Origin of the sequence: Pseudomonas sp. UMAB-08 (assembly GCF_900095225.1) — a bacterium.
GTDB lineage: Bacteria > Pseudomonadota > Gammaproteobacteria > Pseudomonadales > Pseudomonadaceae > Aquipseudomonas.
In genome coordinates, this window is sequence record NZ_LT607425.1 from 89,515 (window position 1) to 106,244 (window position 16,730).

Below are 16,730 nucleotides of genomic sequence, written 5' to 3' on the forward strand. Positions count from 1 at the left end.
GGATGTTGCATGACCGATCACGCGCTGTTGCTGGTCAATCTGGGTTCACCGGCGTCGACCAAGGTGGCGGATGTCCGCAGCTACCTGAATCAATTTTTGATGGACCCCTATGTTATTGACCTGGCTTGGCCCATTCGGCGCTTGCTGGTGTCACTGATCCTGGTCAAGCGTCCCGAGCAGTCGGCGCATGCCTACGCTTCGATCTGGTGGGACGAAGGTTCGCCGCTGGTGGTGCTGAGTCAGCGTTTGCAAAAAGCCATGGTCAAGGAGTGGACCCAAGGTCCGGTCGAGCTGGCGATGCGGTATGGCGAGCCGTCAATCGAGACGATGCTCACGCGCCTGGCGGCCCAAGGTATTCAGAAGGTGACGCTGGCGCCGCTGTACCCGCAGTTTGCCGACAGCACCGTGACCACGGTGATCGAAGAGGCAAAGCGGGTCGTGCGGGCGAAACACCTGAAACTACAGTTTTCGGTGCTGCAACCCTTTTACGACCAACCCGAATACATTGATGCGCTGGCGGAGCATGTCCGGCCGCATCTGCAGCAGGAACATGACCATCTGCTGCTGAGCTTCCACGGCCTGCCAGAGCGGCATTTGCACAAGCTTGATCCGACCGGCAATCATTGTTTCAAGGGTTCTGATTGCTGCCAGATGGCGTCTGCGGAAGTGCTTGCCACATGCTATCGCGCTCAATGCCTGCGCACGGCGGCGCTGTTCGCTGAGCGTTTGGGCTTGCCCGAAGGCAAATGGTCGGTGTCGTTTCAGTCACGGCTGGGCCGGGCCAAGTGGATCGAACCGTACACGGAGGCACGACTTGAAGCCTTGGCGCAGCAGGGGGTCAAAAAGATCCTGGTGATGTGCCCGGCGTTTGTCGCTGACTGCATCGAGACCCTGGAAGAAATCGGTGATCGTGGCCGCGAGCAATTTCGCGAAGCCGGTGGCGACGACTTGGTCCTGATCCCTTGTCTCAATGATGACCCGAATTGGGCAGCGGCGCTGAATGCGCTGTGTGAGCGTGCGCCGTTGATGCTTTGATTGGCGAGATATGTGGGGTGGGCTCCGTCTTCGACGCCGCGCTGTCGCGCAGCAAACTGGGTGTTTGGTTCACTCTGAATTCCCGTGGGAGGCTTGCAACTATGCGTCCCGCGGCGAAAGCGTTAGATAAGGTTCAAATACTCCGCAAGTCATGACGCTCTTCGTTACACGATGGGCCTCTTCGCAGGCAAGCCTGCTCCTACAGGGTTTTGATCTGCCTTTTGGATTTTGTGTGAATTGACTATCGAATTACGGCAAGGCCCCTTTACCAGAAGGCCGAGCGCAGGCGTTGCGCAGGGGGTAACGAGGCAAGGATGCCGAGTAAGCCGCACGGGGCCAGGGACGGCCCCTTGCGGCGACCCCGGAGCAACGCTGGAGCGAGGGAAATCCTCGCCTAAGCGAGGATCCGTATGGAGGGGCAAAGCGTTTTGGCGGGACCTTTTTGGCGTTTGAAAAAGGTTCCTCGCTGTAAAAGCGAAACCATAATTCCAGCAACCACACATGCCGGATATACACCCAAGACAAAGCGCCAACGCATTTTATTAAATAATAAAAATCTGTTTGATAGGCGCGGACTCATTCGCGAAAGGCTTAACGCGGAGCAGCAGAATTACCGTAGCAGCCCATTCGCGAATGAATTCACTCCCACATAACCTGCACAAAGAGTGTGCCTTGCGCAGTCCCTTGCGGGGACGAAGCGAAAAACTAAAGCATCTCCTCCAGCTTCTTCTTGTGCTTCCAGCTGTCATTGCCTGGCAGCAACAGGTTCAGCGCAATCGCGACCACGGCACACAGGGCAATGCCCTTGAGGCCGAAGTCGTCAGGGCCGGAGCCTGTACCGATCAATACCCCGCCGATACCAAACACCAGCGTCACCGACACAATCACCAGATTGCGCGCTTCGGCGAGGTCGACTTTGTGCCGGATCAGGGTGTTCATCCCCACCGCCGCGATTGAGCCGAACAGCAGGCAGAGAATCCCGCCCATCACCGGAATCGGGATGCTTTGCAGCAACGCACCGAACTTGCCGATGAAAGCCAGGCTGATGGCGAATATCGCCGCCCAGGTCATGATCTTCGGGTTGTAGTTCTTGGTCAGCATCACCGCGCCCGTGACTTCGGCGTAGGTGGTGTTCGGTGGTCCGCCAAACAGGCCGGCCGCTGTTGTCGCAATACCATCACCGAGCAGGGTGCGATGCAGACCTGGCGCTTTCAGGTAATCGCGCCCGGTCACGCTGCCGACCGCAATTACCCCGCCGATATGCTCGATGGCCGGTGCCAGGGCAACTGGAACGATGAACAGAATCGCCTGCCAGTTGAACTCCGGTGCGGTGAAATGGGGAAGTGCCAACCAAGGGGCGGCGGCAATTTTCGCGGTATCGACCACGCCGAAATAGAACGCCAGAGCAAAGCCGACCAGGACCCCTGAGATAATCGGCACCAGACGAAAAATCCCTTTGCCGAACACAGCGACGATCACGGTGGTCAGCAGGGCCGGCATCGAGATCAACATCGCGATGCGATAAGGGATCAGTTCCGCGCCGTCACCGCCTTTGCCCATGGCCATGTTCGCGGCAATCGGCGCCATGGCCAGACCAATCGAGATGATCACTGGGCCGATCACCACTGGCGGTAACAAACGGTCGATAAAACCGGTGCCTTTGACCTTCACTGCCAGGCCCAGGAACGTGTAAACGAAGCCTGCCGCCATCACGCCGCCCATGGTCGCTGCCAGGCCGAACTGACCCTTGGCGAGAATGATCGGGGTGATGAAGGCGAAGCTCGATGCCAGGAATACGGGCACCTGACGTCGGGTCACGATCTGGAACAGCAGTGTGCCAAGCCCGGCGGTGAACAATGCGACGTTAGGATCGAGCCCGGTGATCAGTGGCATCAAGACCAATGCGCCGAAGGCCACAAACAGCATTTGAGCCCCCGACAGAACCGTACGCCAGAGTGGATCGTTGAACTCATCCGGCTTCATCAGGCGTCCTTCTGCTTGGTGCCGAATATTTTGTCGCCGGCATCGCCCAGGCCCGGAATGATGTAGCCGTGTTCGTTCAGGCATTGATCGATGGACGCGGTGTAGATCATCACGTCAGGGTGCGCTTTATCCACGGCAGCGATGCCCTCTGGCGCGGCAACCAGGACCATGGCGCGGATTTCCTTGCAGCCGGCTTTTTTCAGCAGGTCGATGGCGGCGATCATGGAGCTGCCGGTGGCCAGCATCGGGTCGATGATCATCGCCAGACGCTCGTTGATTTCCGGGACCAGCTTTTCCAGATAGGTATGCGCTTGCAGGGTTTCTTCGTTGCGGGCCAGGCCCACGGCGCTGACCTTGGCGCCCGGAATCAGGCTGAGTACACCGTCGAGCATGCCGATGCCGGCGCGCAGGATCGGTACCACCGTGATTTTCTTGCCCGCGATTTTCTCGACCTGCACAGTGCCGGCCCACCCCTGGATTTCGTAGTTTTCCAGCGGCAGGTCTTTGGTCGCCTCGTAGGTGAGTAGCGCACCGACTTCCTGAGCAAGCTCGCGGAAGTTCTTCGTGCTAATGTCAGCCCGGCGCATAAGGCCGAGTTTGTGGCGGATCAGCGGATGGCGGATCTCACGGATAGGCATAAGGAAAGGCTCCGGCGTGGGGCAAAAAAACGGCCTAGATTAATCTATTCAACCGTTACTGTCCTAAGACATCCGGAACGTTAGTCCAGAAATGCTTGCTCTGACCGAAACGGATGCGTACCTTTGCCGGTTTTTATTCCACCGCACCCCTTGGAGAGCGCTATGTCTGCTGATCTCGAGCATATCCGTCAAATCATGCGCGAGGCTGACTGCCTTTATACCGAAGCTGAAGTCGAAGTGGCTATCGCCCGTGTCGGTGCACAGATCAATGCCCAACTGGCCGACAGCAATCCCGTGGTGTTCTGCGTGATGAACGGCGGCCTGATTTTTTCGGGCAAGTTGTTGACCCATCTGAACTTCCCGCTGGAAGCGTCTTACCTGCACGCCACCCGCTATCGCAACGAAACCACTGGCGGCGACCTGTTCTGGAAAGCCAAGCCGGAAGTCTCGTTCATGGACCGCGATGTGTTGATCATTGATGACATCCTCGACGAAGGTCATACCCTTGGCGCGATCGTGGATTTCTGCAAGCACGCGGGTGCGCGCGCTGTGCACACCGCCGTATTGATCGACAAGGATCACGACCGCAAGGCGCGTGCTGACCTGAAAGCCGATTTCGTCGGCCTGCCGTGCATCGACCGCTACATCTTCGGTTACGGCATGGATTACAAAGGCTACTGGCGTAACGCTGCCGGCATCTATGCGGTTAAAGGGATGTAATGATGAGCGCACCTCGTTTTCTCGACCAGTCGCTGTTTGCCGATCTTGCCGAGAAAGCGGCGGCCAGTCCGCGTGGCCGGCAGCACCACAATTTCCATCAGATGGAAGAGCCGTGTCACCGCTTGGCGGTGGGTATGCAGCCAGGTACTTACATCGCGCCACATCGCCACCTGAGTGCCGACAAGGCTGAATGCCTGTTGGTGCTCAAGGGCGCGCTGGGCCTGTTGGTGTTCGATGAGGACGGCCAATTGCTGAGCAAGCGGCTGATGCAGGCAGGCGGCGATTGCCTCGGTGTGGATTTGCCTCCGGGCGTTTTTCACGGCCTGGTCGTGCTGGCGCCGGACACCCTGATGTTCGAATGTAAAGCCGGTCCCTATCACCCACTTAGCGAAGTTGAGTTCGCCCACTGGGCACCGCGCGAAGGCGAGGCGGGAGTGGCTGAATATCATGCCTGGATGCGTGCGCAGTTCGAGTAGCGGCAGCAGCAAGACCCCGCGTCGCCCCCTTCGTAGGCTTGCCTGAGAAGGGGGGCTTGCACGCACTCAAAACATCTATCGCGCGTCATCCTGACCCAGCCAGCGCAACGCTTTTTCTCGTGCCTGGTGCAGGTCGCGCACGTAAGTCAGTTGCCCTTCAAGCCGATGCACGCCGGCCCGGCGTAATTTCAAGCGCACCCTCGGCGTGGTCCCAACCAGGATCAGGCCGACCCCTGCACTGCGGTATTCAACCAACACGCTGTCCAGTGCTGCCAGTGCGGTCATATCGAGCATGGGCACCGCGCTCATGTCCACCACCACGACCTTGACCCCCGAGCTGAACTTACGCAGCACGCTGAGGGCTTTTTCCGCTGCGCCGAAGAACAACGGCCCGCGAATCGCGTAGCTCTGCACCTGGTCGGGCATGTCGTGCAACGCTTGGTGGTAGCTGCGCGGCAGTTCGGCGGTGTCGGTCAGGTCGCTCATGCGCTTGATAAACAGCCCTGCCGCCATGAGCAGCCCGACGCCGACCGCCAGCACCATGTCGAACAGCACCGTCAGGCTCAAACAGGTCAGCAGTACCCATACATCGCTACGTGGCGCTATGCGCAGGGTGTGGATAACGTGACGGGCTTCGGCCATGTTCCAGGCCACCATCACCAGCAAAGCTGCCATTGCCGCCATGGGCAGGTAGCTGAACAGCGGCGCCAACAGGACAATCGAGATCAGCACCACGGCGCTGTGAATGATCGCCGCCAGGGGCGAAAACGCACCGGCGCGGATGTTTGCCGCACTGCGGGCGATGGCTGCCGTGGCGGTGATCCCGCCGAACAACGGCCCAACCAGATTGCCCAGGCCTTGGCCGATCAGCTCGGCATTGGGGTCATGTTTACTGCCTGTCATGCCATCGCCGACCACCGCGCATAGCAGTGACTCCATAGCGCCAAGCATCGCGATAGCGAACGCCGGGGCCATCAGTTGGCGGATCAAATCATAGGACAGGGTCAGCGATTGCCCATCGGCGGCGGGCAGGTTCCACGGCCAGGTGAAGGTCGGCAGGAACGGCGGGATGCCGGCATGACGGATGCCGTCGACGCTATAGCTGAAGCGTTCACCCAGGGTTGCGACTGACCAGCCCGCGGCCTCCATCAGCAATCCCAGTAGCGCGCCTACCGCCAGCGCAACCAGATGCCCCGGGACTTTCGGCACCCAGCGTGGCCAGACAATCAGCACTGCCAGGCACACCGCACCTACCACCGCATCGCCCAAATGAGCGCTGGGCAGCGACTGGATCAATACGCCTACTTGCTCGACATAGTGCTGCGGTTGGCTGATGAGGCTCAGGCCGAGCAAGTCCTTGAGCTGCAAGGTCGCGATCACAATCCCGATCCCGGCGGTAAAGCCCAGGGTGACGGGGTAGGGAATGTACTGAATCAGCCGACCTGCGCGGATCAGGCCCAAGGCGATCAGGATTACCCCGGCGAGCATCGTGCACAGCAACAGGCCACCGAGTCCGTACTGCTGGGTGATGGGCAGCAAGATCACCACGAAGGCGGCGGTCGGCCCGCTGACGTTGAACCGCGAGCCGCCCGTCAAGGCGATCAACGGGGCGGCCACCAGCACGGTATACAGCCCATATTGGGGGGCGACGCCCACTGCGATGGCCAAGGCCATTGCCAGAGGAATGGCGATGACCCCTACCGTCAAGCCGGCGCTGAGGTCGCCGCGCAAGGCGATCCATGAGTACCCGGCACGCCAGGTTTGGCGCCAGGCAGAAAAAACGGGCGGAAGAGAGAAAGACATGGCAACTCCAACAGTGAGCGCACAGGTCCGCTCGATTGATTCATTATTTTTATTCGTGCAGCCGCTAATGGTTTCAGACAGGCCCATTCAAGTATGAACTCGGTACGCGCCGTGCGCCTTGATCCGAATCATCGAGCCTCATGCTAGAGTGCTCTCCAGCTTTTTGAGGCGTCAATATGACCTTAGTAATCCGTAGTGCAGCAGCCTTGATCCTTTTGCTCAGCCTGCCGCTGGCTGCCGCGCCAAGCCAGGGCCCTGGCACCTCTACACCCATGCACGCGCACTATTTGCCGCCGGATGATCTGGCGGTGCGCGAGGGTCAACCCGAGCAGCAACAATTGCTGCAAATCACCGAATACTCGGTGGTAATTGGCAGTCAGCGCCAGTCCAATCAGCAGCCGATACCGGTGACCTTTCCGGTTTTACTGCGTTTGAAAGGCAAGCCAATGAATAAAGGCGCCACCGTATCCGAGGTGCTGATTCACTTCGACGGTGAAAGTAAAAGCCTGAAAAAGCCTACCTTCGATGACCATACCCGCACCTTGACCCTGTATTACCCCATGACTGAGTACCGGGCTGTGCTCGACCTGTTGCGCAACGAGAAGGTGTATTGCCAGTTTTTGAGCTACGCCAATGGGCATGTCTGGGCAGATCTGCACACCATGGCCGTACGCGCGCGTTGAGCGTTACGGTGGGCGAGGGGTAAACTGCCTGCCCGTGAAATATCCGCAAGTCAGTTGGAGTCAGCAATGCGTAAAGATAAGAAGCAGTTGATTGGTGATGAGATCGGCGATGCGCAGATCAAATTGTTTCTCGACTTCGAACCGGTCGATGCAACTTCACCGTCGCTGCACAAGCTGATCAAGGCGTATCGAGGCCTGCGGATCAATGATTTCGAGCGTTTCCTGGTGTTCTTCCTCGAAGCCGGTTACGACCTCGATGGCAAAGATGAGCACGGAAAGGATTTCATCGCGCTTATTGCAGACCAGCGTCATGCCGATGAATACATCGAGCTGATCGAAAAAGCTCGCGGCTGAGACGGACGCGTCAGCCCATAAAAAAACGCCCCGAAGGGCGTTTTTTTATGGCCGGTGGAGAAAGCGCGCTACCTCAAGCGAAGCTTTTGGTCTCGCTGCTCTTCTCTACCAACTCCAGGCTTTCATTGTTCTGGGCGTTGATGCGCTGATACAGCTGCGCGTCGGTTTCCAGAGCCTTTTCCCGAGCAGGGAAAATTTCGTTGAGCTTGGCGGCCCATTCGTTGCGAGCCTTGTCCGCGAAGCAGCGTTCGATCAAATCCAGCATGATCGACACTGTCACCGAGGCACCAGGGGACGCGCCGAGCAGGGCAGCCAGAGAACCGTCCTTGGCCGAAACCAGTTCGGTACCGAATTGCAGGACGCCGCCTTTCTTCGGGTCTTTCTTGATGATCTGCACGCGCTGACCAGCCACTTCCAGGCGCCAGTCTTCAGCCTTGGCTTCAGGGTAGAAGCGACGCAGCGATGCAAGACGTTGCTCCATCGACTGCATCACTTCGCTGACCAGGTACTTGGTCAGGTCCATGTTGTCGCGGGCCACGGCCAGCATCGGCCCGATGTTGGCGGCGCGAACCGACAGGGGCAGGTCAAGGAACGAACCGTGCTTGAGGAACTTGGTAGTGAAACCGGCGTATGGCCCGAACAACAGAGAGGTCTTGCCGTCGACGACGCGGGTGTCGAGGTGCGGCACCGACATCGGTGGAGAGCCCACGGCGGCCTGGCTGTAGACCTTGGCCTGGTGGCGCTTGACCACTTCCGGGTTGTCGCAACGCAGCCATTGACCACTGACCGGGAAACCACCGAAACCTTTGCTTTCTTCGATGCCTGACATCTGCAGCAACGGCAGCGCCGCGCCACCTGCGCCAAGGAACACGAATTTGGCATCGACTTCGCGGGTATTGCCGGTGTTGACGTCCTTGATGCTCACGCTCCAGCCCTGACCCTTGCGGCTCAGACCGGTCACGCGCTTGCAGTATTTAACCTGGGCATCCGGGGTGCTGGACAGGTGCTTGAGCAACTGATTGGTCAGGGCGCCGAAGTTGACGTCGGTGCCTTGCATCACGCGGGTGGCGGCGATCGGCTCGTCAGCAGGCCGCCCCGGCATCATCAAAGGCATCCACTCGGCCAGTTTGGCCTTGTCTTCGGTGTATTCCATGGCCGCGAAAGCATGATGCTTGTGCATGGCTTCAAAGCGGTGCTTCAGGAACGCGACGCCTGCTTCACCCTGGACGTAGCTCAGGTGCGGAACCGGGGTGATAAAGGACTTCGAGGAGCCGAACGTGCCTTTCTTGGCCAGGTAGGACCAGAATTCCTTCGATACCTCGAACTGGGTGTTGATGTGCACCGCTTTCTTGATGTCGATGGAGCCGTCGGCTGCTTGCGGCGTGTAGTTCAGCTCACATAGCCCGGCGTGGCCGGTACCGGCGTTGTTCCACGGGTTTGAGCTCTCCGCGGCACCAGAATCCATCAGCTCAACGACTTCCAGCTTAAGGCTGGGGTCGAGCTCTTTGAGCAGTACTGCAAGGGTGGCACTCATGATGCCTGCCCCAACCAATACCACATCGACTGCTTCGTTATGCGCCATTAACGCGTCTCCAAAATCTGCAGCACCAAATTGACGGCATACGATCCTGAGGTCAGTTGCCAAGTGTTTGCGGGGCGTGTATCCGAAAGTGCCCCTGGTAACTCATGGCCAGGATCGCCATGTCCGATTCTTCGCAATTTTTTGCATCTTCAGCGGACACCACCAATCGGGCTTTGAATTCGTATGAACTCATTTTCAGGCCCGGTTAGCAATTCGACTATCGTCAAGGCATCCGGTTGTGCAACCAAATCCGTAGCGGACAGGCTTCAGACTCCAGTCATGGAGGCTGCGCAGCAGTCAGTCCTGTTTAAGGGGGCTGGGTCAGACATTAATGGTGCATGTACAAACGCAAAACTATTCATTTGCTCGCCACACTCTTGTGAAGTAGTGAAAACCCGTTTTTTTCACGCTCTTTTGGAGACGTGAACCTCAAAAAAGAACCGACGCAATGGCAGTTCCGGCAGATCGGATGCAGGCAAGAGTGAGAGGCTGGGGGGCGAGAAAGGTTCGAAACGATTCGAGCTATTCGACACCGGACCAGCAAGCACTGACGCTTGCAAACGACCTGTGTGGGCGGCTCTCTGTGGGCGGTGCGGGGGAGCTAATACAAGGTATTAGCGATGCTGCGAGGCCCGATCAGGAGACGTCCTTATAATCGGGGGAAGATTATAGCGATGAAACGTGCGGAATTGATCTTATTAACTGACTTTTATTAGCGCGTCAGTCAGTTCGTCAGGAGATGGCGGTCACCGGGGTGTGCCGCGTGCGGGCTGACACGTGCGCTGGCGGGGAGGGGCTGGTGCAGCCAAGTGAGCCGGGCTTCGTTGATTTCTACCCACCCAAAACCGATCGGCGGCGTGGCGCAATGCCGAAATGCCTGGCACAGCCCTGATTTATCCAGCAGCGCGTAGTGACGATGCTGAGGGCGCAAGCTGAACAATGACCAGAGAAAGTCCATGACGGGGCTCCTGTTGAGTGGGCAGGGGAAGATTGCCCGAAGGACGTGACATCCCGGTGACAGTCCCGTGGCGAAGGCGTTTCATAAGGAACTGTGCCCCGTCATGTCCGGTCCTATTTTCAACTAGTGAGCGGGCCGTTGGCACCGCTATACTGCTGCATCTATTGTGTCTGGCCCCTGGAGAGATGAGCATGTTGCATCGCCTGTTGTTCGGTTTGCTTGCTGTTGGCAGTTTGACCCTGGTCGGCTGTGCCCACAGCCCGCAACAACTTAGCCCGCAACCCAAACTCACCAGCCAACTCGCTGCGGTGGGTCACGGTCAGCCGGTCGTGGTTCGCGTCGTCGACGGTCGCCCATCGCCAACCCTGGGAACCCGTGGTGGTCTGTACCCGGAAACCAGCGCCATCAGCGTCCAGGGTTCTGACTTGCTGCCTAAACTGCAAGCTCAGACCGAAGCCGCTGTACGTCTTCTGGGCTTTACCCCAACCACCAACGGTGGCAACGCGCCGCAGCTGACGGTGACCTTGGTGGACCTGAAGTACCAGTCGCCCAAAGAAGGTCTGTACGTGACCGAAGCGACCATCAGCTCGACGTTCCGCGCTGACGTGCAAAACAATGGCCGTAGCTACAGTGGTCGTTATGCCGCTTCGCTGGACCAGCGCTTCGGCATGGCGCCGAACCAGGAAACCAATACCAAGCTGGTCAGTGATGTGCTCAGCGATGCCCTGACCCGGCTGTTCCAGGATCAAACTATCGGCAGGGTGCTGGGCCAGTAATACGGTCTGTTCGCTGCAAACAAACTGTGAACAAAAAAACCGGTTTCTTTAGCGAGAAACCGGTTTTTTTGGGTCTGTCTGGCGACACCCATCACTCTGTCGCCGGTCATGCGGCTTCGTAGTAGAAATCCAGAAAACTCAAGCCTGTCTGCTGATCCAGGTCTGGCAGGTCGTGGTGCTGATGGCCTCCCAGCGCGCAGTAAACCAGCCAGTGGCGGTCTTGCACATTGAATGACAATGCGTCGATCAGCGCTTCCTGCTCGTCGCTCTGGGTCACCAGATACAGCCGATCCTGATTCTGTGCATGCAGCATGACAAGGTCTCTTTAGGTGTCGAGGTGCAATACAGTGGCGGGTTCAGGTTACGGTTAGGTGACCGGGGCAAAAAAAAATGGCGCCCGAAGAGGCGCCATCTTTATGAGTCAGACGTTTAAAGCGCTCGTCCGGCCTTGACCCGATACTGATTGCGCACAGGCATTGCGTATTGCAACACCAGATACGGACGGTGTTCGACAGGGCAGCTCTCCAGACGGCGCTGCCACTCTTCCTTGGCCCGGGCCAGTTCGTCAGCGGGAAATACGTCGGCGGCACTGGGTACATCCAATGTCGGATCGGCATCCTCCCATTGCGCGTACGCCAGGTAATGCGCCGGAAACAGGCGATAACCACCGAGAATCTGCCGGTCCATCTCAATCGCCAATTGCTTGGTGTCTTCGAACACCCCGCTGATCGGCGTAGCGAAATTCACGTGCACCCGGCCTTTGTAACCCGTGATGCCCAGCGCGATGCTGACATCATCCTCGCCCGGTGCCTTGGTGTAGCTGCCGGTGGTGGCGCGGATATACAGTTCGCGGGCCTTGGCGTGATCGCATGGGTCGTATTCGTAGCTGATCGACACCGGCGTCAAGTTCAACGACTTGATCACCTCGGAGAATGGCTCGTCCTTGCGGCTCATGTGGAACATCTTGAGAATGGCCGATTCGGTGCGATCGTCGCCATCTTTGGCACGACCTTCAGCCTGGGCGATCCAGATCGATTGGCAGTCTTCGCGGATCGAATGATTGATATAGGCCGACAGTTGCAGGTACGCCGCCATCTTTTCCCGGCGCCCGGTGATGGAACGGTGCACGATGAAACACTTGTTCAGGCGCATCAGGTCGCTAACGAAGGGCTTCTGCAGCAGGTTGTCACCGATGGCGATGCGCGGCGTTGGCAGGCCCGCGTGATACACCGCATAGTTGACGAAGGCCGGATCCATTGCGATGTCGCGGTGGTTGGCCAGGAACAGATAGGCGCTGCCGGACTTGAACTGCTCGACACCGGTGTAGGTCACACCGTCGGTAGCACGCTCAATGGTGTGATCGACGTAAACCTCGACTTTGTCCTGCAGCGAGGCCACCGAGTGGACCTCGGCGAACTCGCGACGTAGTCGATGTGTGATTAGAGGTTTCAGCATCCAGCCAAATGCGCCTGCCATGCGAGGGAAGCGAAAGTGGGTGAGTGTTTTGAGGAGTGCCTTATCACTGAGCAGGCGTGCAATGACGGCTGGGACTTCGGCGTCGTTGTAAGGTCGGATGGCATCGAATTCGCCCATCATGCTCTCTTGTTGGAAACGGCTAGGGTAAAGGCAGGCCGGTCTGAAAAATGCGATCAGATCACAAGCCATGCTTCAAATAGACGGCGATTATACGCATAACTCACTCCGGAGACTTCGATGCAGGAAATAGAGCGTTACGACTGCCCTTACTGTGGCGAGTCAGTTGAGGCCGTGCTGGATTTATCCGGCGGTGATCAGTCCTATATCGAGGATTGCCCGGTATGTTGTCGACCGATTGTGTTCGATTTGCAGACGGACGGCGAAGAATGGACCCTGGACGTGCGCAGCGAGAATGAATGATGCAAAGAGTCTACGAGCCGGAAAATTTGATGGAGGGCGAATTGCTGCAAGGCATGCTTGCCAGTGAAGGCGTCGAAGCTCATTTGACGGGTCGTGATTTGCTCGGCGGCGTGGGCGAACTCCCGGTTTTTGGCCTGTTAGGGCTGTCGGTGGACAATGATCAGGCCGAACAGGCACGGCTGTTGATCGCCGAGTACAATGCGGCACTGCCGCTGTCGGGTGATGAACCCGACAATTTTCCCGACGTACTGGAGTGTTGACGTGCGTTTGGCCCTGCTTTCAACCGCCGACTTTTAAAGCCTGCGTCTGAAAAAGGGTTTTTCAAAAAAGAGAGTGTGTTGCCCTTATGTGTGGACGCTATGCCCTGTTTCGCTGGACGCCCGCGTTTGCGGCCTTACCCGGTTTCCCTGCTGACCAAAAAGCGCAATGGAACATCTCGCCGGGCGACTCGGTGTTGATGATGCGCGGCGGGGACGCCCAGCGCGAACTGGCACGGGCACGTTGGGGGCTGACACCGCCATGGTTGACCGACCTTTCCCGAACGCCTGCTCACGCCCGCGCCGAAACCCTGGCCGAACAACCGATGTTTCGCGAGGCTTTCCGGTTGCGCCGCTGCCTGTTGCCGGCCAATGGTTTTTACGAATGGCGCGGCACCACGCGCAAGCGGCCGTTCTGGCTAACGCCGGGGGAGGGCTCTGCGCTGTTTTTTGCCGCGATTTGGGAGGCTTATCCGGTAGAAGGCCACACATACCTGAGTGTCGCCGTCGTTACGCAGGCGGCAGCCAGTCAACGGCGCCCGCTGATCCTTGATGCCGCCGGGCAGGAAGCCTGGCTGGCCGCTGATACGCCAACGTCCACCCTGCAAGCACTGCTCGCCAGCCCCCAGGCGGCGCTGCGCGAGCGAGCATTGGCTAACCTGGTGAACGATCCAAAACTGAATGCGCCGGAATGCCTGACGCCGCTTTGAGCTGAAGACGCTTCGCAGGCAAGCCTGTGATCATCTGCTGCGGAGGCTATCTATGGGAATGGCAACTGGCTTGTATCTAGCTTCGCGGCCGGACATTGCCTAGGATACCGGCCATGTTTCCAGGGAGATCCACCATGCGTCAGTCATTTGCTCTGTGTGCCTTGAGCGCGAGCTTGTTGCTCAGCGGTTGCCAGTCCGTCAATACCACCAGCGGCGGTGCGGTGGGCGTCGAGCGCAAGCAGTACATGTTTAGCATGCTGTCGACCCAAGAGGTCAATCAAATGTATGCGCAGTCTTATCAACAGACGGTAGGCGAGGCCACCACTAAAGGTGTGCTGGACAAAACCAGTGCCGACGCCAAACGGGTGAAAGCGATTGCTGATCGGCTGATTGCGCAGGCGCCGATTTTTCGCCCTGATTCGGCGCAGTGGCAGTGGGAAATCAATCTGATCAAAAGCGATGAGCTCAACGCCAACTGCGGGCCCGGTGGCAAAATCATTTTCTACACCGGGTTGATCGACAAGCTGAAACTCACTGACGATGAAATCGCTGCGGTCATGGGGCATGAAATTGCCCACGCCTTGCGCGAGCATGGGCGTGAAGCAATGTCCAAGGCTTATGGTATCGAGATGGCCAAGCAGGGCGCGGGTGCGTTATTGGGATTGAGTCAGGACAGCCTTGCGCTGGCCGATACGGTGGTCAATTACAGCCTGACCTTGCCTAATAGCCGCAGCAATGAAAATGAAGCGGATCTGATTGGGCTGGAGCTGGCGGCGCGCGCTGGTTATAACCCCAATGCCGCCATCAGCCTGTGGCAGAAAATGACCCAGAACACCGGGGGTTCACCGCCGGAGTTCATGAGTACTCACCCTGCCTCGGAAAGCAGCATCGCATCGCTGCAAAGCGCCATCCCGAAGGTGATGCCACTTTATCAACAGGCTAAAAGACCCTGAGTGGATCGGGTCGTCAGTGACGACCCGATCCCCCTGATCTTGAAAGCGTCGTTTAAACCCAGCCACTCACCTGCATTGCCTTGTACACCGCAACGATGGCCAGGACGAAAAACGCGCCGGCCGCCAAGCGACGGATCAAGGTGAGCGGGAGCTTTTCAGCCGCGAAGTTACCTGCCAGTACCACTGGAACGTTGGCGATCAGCATGCCCAGTGTGGTGCCGAGAATCACCAGCCACAGGTAGGAGTACTGGGCGGCGAGCATCACGGTGGCGATTTGGGTCTTGTCGCCGATTTCAGCGATGAAGAACGTGATCAGCGTGGTCACGAACGGCCCGAACTTGCGCGCAGTGCTGGCTTCGTCGTCATCCATTTTGTCGGGCACCAAGGTCCACAGCGCGGTGGCGGTGAAGCTGGCGGCCAGAATCCAGTGCAGGGTGGCATTCGAGAAGAAACTCCCGAACCAGGCCCCGACTGCACCTGCTGCGGCGTGGTTGGCCAGGGTTGCGACGATGATGCCGGCGATGATCGGCCAAGGCTTGCGAAAGCGCGCAGCGAGAATCAGGGCGAGGAGTTGGGTCTTGTCACCGATTTCGGCCAAGGCAACAACAGCGGTGGGGACGAGCAGGGATTCCAGCATCAGGTTTTTCCTAAGGGGCGGGTCGACACGGCTATGACACGTACAGCCTTCCCGCCCCGGGTAAGGTGTTCGTGTCATAGGTCTTGTCAAACCACCGATCCGACTGAGCGGATCTGGGTCGCACGCACCATGGTCTGTTGACCAAGTATGTTGATACGTGCCGGACGAGCATGGCGCTCGTGGGAGACTACTCCCCTAGGACGGAGCGGATTCTGCCTACACCGAAAGCATTCGGCAAGTGCTTATTTTTTTTCGCGTTTGGCGCGATAGACACGAAAGCCTTGCCCTTGTGCCTTCACCGCACACACACCCAGATGCTCTTCGATCAGTGGCTGATAGCGAAGGAAAGCATTGGCGACCAAGCGGAGTTCGCCACCGTTTTTTAGATGTTGGCGAGCTTTTCGCAGCAAGTTCTCGGTTGCCAGGTAGTCGGTATGCACGCCGACGTGGAACGGAGGATTACTCAAAATAGTGCTCAAACCCATGGGCGCGGCGTCGATGCCGTCACCGGTCAACACTTCACCCTCCAGGCCATTGGCGGCCAGAGTCAGGCGGCTGCTGGCGGTGGCAAAGGCATCGACATCCAGCAGCGTGACATTGTTATGCGGGTAGCGACGCTTGACCGCAGCCCCCAACACCCCGGCGCCACACCCGAAGTCGAGCACCTCGCCGCTGGGCAGTTTGTCCAGATGCTGCAGGAGCAGCGCCGAACCGCGATCCAGTCGACCATGGCTGAAGACGCCGGGCAGGCTGACCACGGTGAGTGGGCCGTCTTCCAGGTCGACTTCATAGCGTTGGGCCATGCTTTCCAGGGTCACCGCTTGCGGTGCGTTCTCGACAGTCACCAGCCAAAGCTGGCAGTGGCGGGCGCTGTCGACTTTGCGGGGCTTGCCGAAGGGGCTCAGTTGTTTGGCTGCGGCTTCGATGCCGCTGCGTTTTTCGCCGACCAGGTACAGCTCGCGTCCGGCCAGGCGCGATGCCAGGGCGTTCAATACGTAATCGGTCAGGTCGCGGGCTTTGGGCACAAACAGCACGGCTGTTTCGAACGCCTGCTCTGGCACATTGACCCCAAAGTGGCAGCGGCCTTCGAAACGCGCGTCCAGCACCGCTTGATCGCCGGCATGCCAGCACCAACCGTGGGCATTCGGCAATTTCCCGAGCAGATCGTCTGCAGGCAGCCCGGCCAGGAGCACGGAGCCCTGAAACAATTCGGCCTGACGGAGTAACACTTCACTGCGCGGGTCCATCTTTGGCTCCTGAAAAGTGGCG

The 16,730-nt window shown here is 58.5% G+C and carries 19 protein-coding genes; 10 read left to right on the top strand and 9 right to left on the bottom strand.

The window, feature by feature from the left end:
- The first annotated feature begins 9 nt into the window (after positions 1-9).
- On the top strand, positions 10-1,035 hold the full coding sequence (gene hemH / locus K0F75_RS18975; RefSeq protein WP_219063500.1) for a ferrochelatase: 1,026 nt from the start codon (positions 10-12) through the stop codon (positions 1,033-1,035).
- A gap of 705 nt (positions 1,036-1,740) precedes the next feature.
- Here hemH and K0F75_RS18980 read toward each other — a convergent pair.
- Complete coding sequence (locus tag K0F75_RS18980; protein WP_219063501.1) at positions 1,741-3,018, bottom strand: uracil-xanthine permease family protein; 1,278 nt, start codon at positions 3,016-3,018, stop codon at positions 1,741-1,743.
- On the bottom strand, positions 3,018-3,656 hold the full coding sequence (gene upp, locus K0F75_RS18985) for a uracil phosphoribosyltransferase (protein WP_219063502.1): 639 nt from the start codon (positions 3,654-3,656) through the stop codon (positions 3,018-3,020). Before upp ends, K0F75_RS18980 begins: the two co-directional genes overlap by 1 nt.
- A gap of 162 nt (positions 3,657-3,818) precedes the next feature.
- Here upp and K0F75_RS18990 point away from each other — a divergent pair, with 162 nt between their 5' ends.
- Both K0F75_RS18990 and K0F75_RS18995 read left to right on the top strand, forming a co-directional pair.
- Complete coding sequence (locus K0F75_RS18990; protein WP_219063503.1) at positions 3,819-4,376, top strand: hypoxanthine-guanine phosphoribosyltransferase; 558 nt, start codon at positions 3,819-3,821, stop codon at positions 4,374-4,376.
- A 2-nt stretch (positions 4,377-4,378) separates the two neighbouring features.
- Positions 4,379-4,852, top strand: coding sequence for a WbuC family cupin fold metalloprotein (locus tag K0F75_RS18995; protein WP_219063504.1), 474 nt, complete (start codon positions 4,379-4,381; stop codon positions 4,850-4,852).
- Between the two features lie 75 nt (positions 4,853-4,927).
- Here the strand turns inward: K0F75_RS18995 and dauA are convergent, their stop codons facing one another.
- The gene (gene dauA, locus K0F75_RS19000; RefSeq protein WP_219063505.1) at positions 4,928-6,655 is read right to left on the bottom strand and encodes a C4-dicarboxylic acid transporter DauA; all 1,728 of its coding nucleotides are present in this window, start codon (positions 6,653-6,655) and stop codon (positions 4,928-4,930) included.
- A gap of 176 nt (positions 6,656-6,831) precedes the next feature.
- On the opposite strand from dauA, the gene K0F75_RS19005 reads away from it, so the two are divergent.
- Positions 6,832-7,338 carry a hypothetical protein gene (locus tag K0F75_RS19005; RefSeq protein WP_219063506.1) on the top strand — a complete coding sequence of 169 codons (507 nt, stop codon included), beginning with the start codon at positions 6,832-6,834 and terminating at the stop codon, positions 7,336-7,338.
- A gap of 66 nt (positions 7,339-7,404) precedes the next feature.
- On the top strand, positions 7,405-7,692 hold the full coding sequence (locus tag K0F75_RS19010; protein ID WP_219063507.1) for a PA4642 family protein: 288 nt from the start codon (positions 7,405-7,407) through the stop codon (positions 7,690-7,692).
- Positions 7,693-7,765: 73 nt separating this feature from the next.
- Here K0F75_RS19010 and mqo read toward each other — a convergent pair whose 3' ends face one another.
- Positions 7,766-9,274, bottom strand: coding sequence for a malate dehydrogenase (quinone) (gene mqo, locus K0F75_RS19015; RefSeq protein WP_219063508.1), 1,509 nt, complete (start codon positions 9,272-9,274; stop codon positions 7,766-7,768).
- A 724-nt stretch (positions 9,275-9,998) separates the two neighbouring features.
- On the bottom strand, positions 9,999-10,232 hold the full coding sequence (locus K0F75_RS19020; RefSeq protein ID WP_219063509.1) for a hypothetical protein: 234 nt from the start codon (positions 10,230-10,232) through the stop codon (positions 9,999-10,001).
- Between the two features lie 191 nt (positions 10,233-10,423).
- On the opposite strand from K0F75_RS19020, the gene K0F75_RS19025 reads away from it, so the two are divergent.
- Positions 10,424-11,008, top strand: coding sequence for a YajG family lipoprotein (locus tag K0F75_RS19025; RefSeq protein WP_219063510.1), 585 nt, complete (start codon positions 10,424-10,426; stop codon positions 11,006-11,008).
- Between the two features lie 106 nt (positions 11,009-11,114).
- Here the strand turns inward: K0F75_RS19025 and K0F75_RS19030 are convergent, their stop codons facing one another.
- Positions 11,115-11,321 (bottom strand): hypothetical protein, encoded by a 207-nt coding sequence (locus K0F75_RS19030; protein ID WP_219063511.1) that lies wholly within the window; start codon positions 11,319-11,321, stop codon positions 11,115-11,117.
- Positions 11,322-11,437: 116 nt separating this feature from the next.
- A complete protein-coding gene (locus K0F75_RS19035) occupies positions 11,438-12,601 on the bottom strand; it encodes a 1-acyl-sn-glycerol-3-phosphate acyltransferase (protein WP_219063512.1) in 1,164 nt (387 codons plus the stop codon).
- Between the two features lie 120 nt (positions 12,602-12,721).
- On the opposite strand from K0F75_RS19035, the gene K0F75_RS19040 reads away from it, so the two are divergent.
- The 4 genes from K0F75_RS19040 (at position 12,722) to K0F75_RS19055 (ending at position 14,824) form a co-directional block, all read left to right on the top strand.
- On the top strand, positions 12,722-12,904 hold the full coding sequence (locus K0F75_RS19040) for a CPXCG motif-containing cysteine-rich protein (RefSeq protein WP_219063513.1): 183 nt from the start codon (positions 12,722-12,724) through the stop codon (positions 12,902-12,904).
- A complete protein-coding gene (locus tag K0F75_RS19045) occupies positions 12,904-13,164 on the top strand; it encodes a putative signal transducing protein (RefSeq protein WP_219063552.1) in 261 nt (86 codons plus the stop codon). The genes K0F75_RS19040 and K0F75_RS19045 overlap by 1 nt, the downstream gene beginning before the upstream one ends.
- Before the next feature lie 86 nt (positions 13,165-13,250).
- Complete coding sequence (locus tag K0F75_RS19050; RefSeq protein ID WP_219063514.1) at positions 13,251-13,871, top strand: SOS response-associated peptidase; 621 nt, start codon at positions 13,251-13,253, stop codon at positions 13,869-13,871.
- A gap of 134 nt (positions 13,872-14,005) precedes the next feature.
- Complete coding sequence (locus K0F75_RS19055; RefSeq protein ID WP_219063515.1) at positions 14,006-14,824, top strand: M48 family metallopeptidase; 819 nt, start codon at positions 14,006-14,008, stop codon at positions 14,822-14,824.
- A gap of 52 nt (positions 14,825-14,876) precedes the next feature.
- Here K0F75_RS19055 and K0F75_RS19060 read toward each other — a convergent pair whose 3' ends face one another.
- Both K0F75_RS19060 and K0F75_RS19065 read right to left on the bottom strand, forming a co-directional pair.
- Positions 14,877-15,461, bottom strand: a complete 585-nt coding sequence (locus tag K0F75_RS19060) for a TMEM165/GDT1 family protein (protein ID WP_219063516.1) — start codon at positions 15,459-15,461, stop codon at positions 14,877-14,879.
- A gap of 242 nt (positions 15,462-15,703) precedes the next feature.
- Complete coding sequence (locus K0F75_RS19065) at positions 15,704-16,708, bottom strand: class I SAM-dependent methyltransferase (protein WP_219063517.1); 1,005 nt, start codon at positions 16,706-16,708, stop codon at positions 15,704-15,706.
- Between the last annotated feature and the right edge of the window lie 22 nt (positions 16,709-16,730).

What these genes read in the sequence shown, in the direction of transcription:
- K0F75_RS18990 (WP_219063503.1), top strand. Translation starts at nt 3,819, where the DNA reads ATGTCTGCTGATCTCGAGCATATCCGTCAAATCATGCGCGAGGCTGAC.
- K0F75_RS19055 (WP_219063515.1), top strand. Translation starts at nt 14,006, where the DNA reads ATGCGTCAGTCATTTGCTCTGTGTGCCTTGAGCGCGAGCTTGTTGCTC.
- K0F75_RS19040 (WP_219063513.1), top strand. Translation starts at nt 12,722, where the DNA reads ATGCAGGAAATAGAGCGTTACGACTGCCCTTACTGTGGCGAGTCAGTT.
- K0F75_RS19005 (WP_219063506.1), top strand. Translation starts at nt 6,832, where the DNA reads ATGACCTTAGTAATCCGTAGTGCAGCAGCCTTGATCCTTTTGCTCAGC.
- dauA (WP_219063505.1), bottom strand. Translation starts at nt 6,655, where the DNA reads ATGTCTTTCTCTCTTCCGCCCGTTTTTTCTGCCTGGCGCCAAACCTGG.
- K0F75_RS19030 (WP_219063511.1), bottom strand. Translation starts at nt 11,321, where the DNA reads ATGCTGCATGCACAGAATCAGGATCGGCTGTATCTGGTGACCCAGAGC.
- upp (WP_219063502.1), bottom strand. Translation starts at nt 3,656, where the DNA reads ATGCCTATCCGTGAGATCCGCCATCCGCTGATCCGCCACAAACTCGGC.
- K0F75_RS18980 (WP_219063501.1), bottom strand. Translation starts at nt 3,018, where the DNA reads ATGAAGCCGGATGAGTTCAACGATCCACTCTGGCGTACGGTTCTGTCG.
- K0F75_RS19020 (WP_219063509.1), bottom strand. Translation starts at nt 10,232, where the DNA reads ATGGACTTTCTCTGGTCATTGTTCAGCTTGCGCCCTCAGCATCGTCAC.
- K0F75_RS18995 (WP_219063504.1), top strand. Translation starts at nt 4,379, where the DNA reads ATGAGCGCACCTCGTTTTCTCGACCAGTCGCTGTTTGCCGATCTTGCC.
- hemH (WP_219063500.1), top strand. Translation starts at nt 10, where the DNA reads ATGACCGATCACGCGCTGTTGCTGGTCAATCTGGGTTCACCGGCGTCG.
- K0F75_RS19035 (WP_219063512.1), bottom strand. Translation starts at nt 12,601, where the DNA reads ATGGGCGAATTCGATGCCATCCGACCTTACAACGACGCCGAAGTCCCA.
- K0F75_RS19045 (WP_219063552.1), top strand. Translation starts at nt 12,904, where the DNA reads ATGCAAAGAGTCTACGAGCCGGAAAATTTGATGGAGGGCGAATTGCTG.
- mqo (WP_219063508.1), bottom strand. Translation starts at nt 9,274, where the DNA reads ATGGCGCATAACGAAGCAGTCGATGTGGTATTGGTTGGGGCAGGCATC.
- K0F75_RS19025 (WP_219063510.1), top strand. Translation starts at nt 10,424, where the DNA reads ATGTTGCATCGCCTGTTGTTCGGTTTGCTTGCTGTTGGCAGTTTGACC.
- K0F75_RS19050 (WP_219063514.1), top strand. Translation starts at nt 13,251, where the DNA reads ATGTGTGGACGCTATGCCCTGTTTCGCTGGACGCCCGCGTTTGCGGCC.
- K0F75_RS19010 (WP_219063507.1), top strand. Translation starts at nt 7,405, where the DNA reads ATGCGTAAAGATAAGAAGCAGTTGATTGGTGATGAGATCGGCGATGCG.
- K0F75_RS19065 (WP_219063517.1), bottom strand. Translation starts at nt 16,708, where the DNA reads ATGGACCCGCGCAGTGAAGTGTTACTCCGTCAGGCCGAATTGTTTCAG.
- K0F75_RS19060 (WP_219063516.1), bottom strand. Translation starts at nt 15,461, where the DNA reads ATGCTGGAATCCCTGCTCGTCCCCACCGCTGTTGTTGCCTTGGCCGAA.